1 protein-coding gene is annotated in these 1,567 nt (G+C 55.1%); it reads left to right on the top strand.

Going from position 1 to position 1,567, the window contains the following annotated elements; translation table 11 throughout:
- Positions 1-311: 311 nt before the first annotated feature.
- Positions 312-1,567: flavocytochrome c (locus DES29_RS12285; protein ID WP_113854954.1), on the top strand; the 1,256-nt coding region annotated here is incomplete at its 3' end.

Below are 1,567 nucleotides of genomic sequence, written 5' to 3'. Positions count from 1 at the left end.
ACTTATTGGTTCATTTTCACGGGATTAGCTCAGCAAAACATCCGATCCTTGACCTTAATCACACGAGTTCGGGATCTGTTATCCGGGAGTTCCGGGAGCGGTGATTCTCTCTGGGAATCACCGCTTTTTTGAATGTTTTCGGAGCATATACGACAAAACCCCAATCACTATCTTCAAGTTTGCTGAGCATAATGCCTCCCAACGAATACATGTGACTTTGTTCTGATTGAGTAATGCATTGCCGCAGCTTGATGCTGCAGCAATCGTCGGACTCTTTCAAGAACAAGGCGCGAAATGAGGAGGAGATGGTGATGAAATTCACTCAGTCGATTTTTGCAGCTGCATTTGCCTTTGCCGCTGCGGCAGCTTTTGCCGCCCCGGTCACTACGCAGGGCGTGGGCGTCGGCAAGCACGGCGATATTCAGGTGGCCGTGACGTTTGACAACGGCAAAATTCAGAAAATCGACATTCTGAAGAATGCCGAAAATCCGGTGCTTGCTAAAAAGGTCTTCACCGATTTGAAGGATCAGATCGTTGCTGCCAACTCAGTGCAGCTCGACGGCATTTCCGGAGCAACCTTCACGTCGAAGGGTTTATTCGCTGCTGTTGAAGATGCGGCTAAGAAAGCGGGTGTCACACTCGGTCAGGCCGATAAAAAGGCTCTCAAAGCTGCGGTCAAGGATCTGCCGAAGAATGCTTCCTATGACGTCGTAGTGATTGGTGCGGGCGGCGCAGGGTTCTCTGCTGCCATTGAAGCCAAGAACGCCGGCGCCACTGTAGTGCTCCTCGAAAAGATGCCGCAGGTGGGCGGCAACTCGCTCATTTCCGGCGCGGAAATGAATGCCGCCAAGAACTGGGTGCAGCCTAAGCTCGGCATCACGGATGACTCGCCTGAGCTCCATGCCAAGGATACGTACCTGGGCGGCGACAAGAAGGGCGACATGAAGGTCATCAATGTGATGACTCACAACGCCTTGGCCGGCGCGGAATGGTGCCGCGACTATCTGGGCGTTCGTTTTGAACCGGACAATCTCTTCTTCTTCGGCGGTCACAGCCGCAAGCGCGCGCTGATTCCGGTCGGGCACACCGGCACAGAATTCATCACGAAGTTCCAGGCGAAGGCCGATGAACTCGGGATTCCTGTCATTACCAATATGAAGGCCGAGGAGCTCATCAAAGATAAGAGCGGCCGCGTTGTAGGCGTCAAGGCGACGATGAACGGCGCCGAATACACGTTCAACGCCAAGGGCGGCGTGGTGCTGGCTACGGGCGGCTTTGGCGCGAACCCCGCGATGGTGAAGAAGTACAACCCGAAGATTGACGAACGCTTTAAGACCACGGACGCTCCGGGCACCACGGGCGAGGCCCTCTATATGGCTCAGCGTGCGGGCGCAGAACTCGTCAACATGCAGTACATCCAGACCTATCCGATCTGCGACCCGATTTCGGGCGTGATTGAACTGATCGCGGATGCCCGCTTTGACGGCGCCATCATGCTTAACCAGGAAGGCAAGCGCTTCGTTGAAGAGCTCGGCCGCCGCGACGTGCTCTCCGAAGCCATTCTCGA

Origin of the sequence: Sutterella wadsworthensis, from assembly GCF_003315195.1 — a bacterium.
Classification (GTDB): domain Bacteria; phylum Pseudomonadota; class Gammaproteobacteria; order Burkholderiales; family Burkholderiaceae_F; genus Sutterella; species Sutterella wadsworthensis.
This window is presented reverse-complemented; position numbering and strand designations above follow the sequence as displayed.